We start from the raw sequence: 1718 nt of genomic DNA, 5'->3' as shown, positions 1-1718 counted from the left end.
TGCTTCACCATCGCCGATACCGGTCCGGGCCTGCATGATGAGGACCTGGATCGCATTTTCGAGGAGTTCGAGCAGGCCGACGGCACGTCGACGCGCACGCATGGCGGGGCCGGCCTCGGCCTTGCCATCTCCAGGCGCCTGGTGGCCGCCATGGGCGGCACGATCTCGGTATCCAGCCGGCTCGGCCAAGGATCCGAGTTCGTCTTCGAAATCCCGGCGATAGCAGCCACCGAAGCGCCGCAGGGCCGCCAGAACGCGCTCTTGGGCAGGCGCGCGGTGATCCTGTCGAAAAACGCCGTCGAGGCCGACGCCATCGCCCGCACCATCCGCGCCAATGGCGGCGCGGTTGACGTCGCAACCGCCGCCGCACAGGCCGCACCCTTCGCCGCCGGCTGCGATGTGATTCTGGTCGATGCGGCCATGGAAGAAAGCGATGGAAGGCTGCTCAAACGCCTGCGCCAGAGCGGTTTCTCCGACTGCGAGGCCATCACGCTGATCGCGCCGACCGACCGCGGCATGCTCGGCGAGTTCCGCGCCAGTGGCTACGCAACCTTCCTGGCCAGGCCGGTGCGTGGCGGAACGCTTCTGCGTGTGCTGTTGAGCAGCCATGCCGCCAGCCTCGCCCAGCCGCAGCCCGAAAAGCGCGGCGCACCGACGATGCGCGCCGTCGGCAACCGCCAGCGGGGCCTGTCGGTGCTGATCGCCGAGGACAATGACATCAACGCCATGCTGGCCCGCGCCACGCTGTTGAAGGCCGGGCATCGCGTCAAGGTGGTCGGCAATGGCAAGGCCGCCGTCGAGGCCGTCACCGGCGCCGGGCACAGGGACCGCTTCGACGTGGTCTTGATGGATCTGCATATGCCGGTCATGGACGGGCTGGACGCGATTGCCGCCATCCGCCGCCATGAGGAAGAGACCGCCGTGTCGCCGGTGCCGATCATGGTGCTGTCTGCCGACAGCCAGGAAAAAACCCGCCATGCGGTGTTGGCCCATGGCGCCAGCGGCTTTGTCACCAAGCCGCTCGACCCTCAGGCGCTGGTCAATGCCGTAGAGGGACAGGTCGTCGCGGCCTGAGCTTCCACCGCCCATTTCACGCCGCGCGATCACTTAAACGTAGCCGGTTGATCGTATTCGCCAGCCGACGAAGTATTGCCCACAACGGCGTATCACGGTACTGTCACAATCCTGTTGCACCTACACCGTATCCCCGTGCCAAGAGGGATGGCTCGAAGGAGAATCACTCGTGCATACAGTTATGCCGGAATGTGACACTCGGCCGAACGCCAGCAGCGCCTTGCTTGCCGGACGTAACGTCGATTCCGTCATAAAGGGCGCGGCACTGGGCCGTATAGGCAATCTTGAAGTGCGGCTCGCTCGCAACGAGGCCGAGATCGCGGCCGCGCAGGAAGTGCGCTACCGGGTGTTCTACGACGAACTTGGCGCCAAGAAGGACCTGTTCCGGGCCCATGACCGCCGTGACGCTGACCGGTTCGATCCGCTCTGCGACCATCTGCTGGTTTTGGACACCACGCTTTCCGGTCCCGAACATCGCCGCATCGTCGGCACGTATCGGCTGCTGCGGCAAGAAATCGCGGCCACGGCCGGAGGGTTCTATTCGGAAGGTGAATTTGAGCTGACCAAGCTCATAGCCCGTCACCCCGGCCAGCGTTTTCTCGAGCTCGGCCGCTCCTGCGTTTTGCCGGAATACCGCTCGAAGC

2 protein-coding genes are annotated in these 1718 nt (G+C 65.3%); both read left to right on the top strand.

Features of this window, described 5'->3' with window-relative positions:
- A partial coding sequence (locus tag EN935_RS34600) for a response regulator (protein ID WP_127374157.1) occupies nucleotides 1-1074 on the top strand: 1074 nt, incomplete at its 5' end.
- Nucleotides 1075-1255: 181 nt separating this feature from the next.
- Nucleotides 1256-1718 (top strand): GNAT family N-acyltransferase (locus EN935_RS34595; protein WP_164771629.1); only part of this gene is annotated, 463 nt, incomplete at its 3' end.

The organism is Mesorhizobium sp. M7D.F.Ca.US.004.03.1.1, assembly GCF_003998635.1.
GTDB classification, from domain to species: Bacteria; Pseudomonadota; Alphaproteobacteria; order Rhizobiales; family Rhizobiaceae; genus Mesorhizobium; species Mesorhizobium loti.
This window is presented reverse-complemented; position numbering and strand designations above follow the sequence as displayed.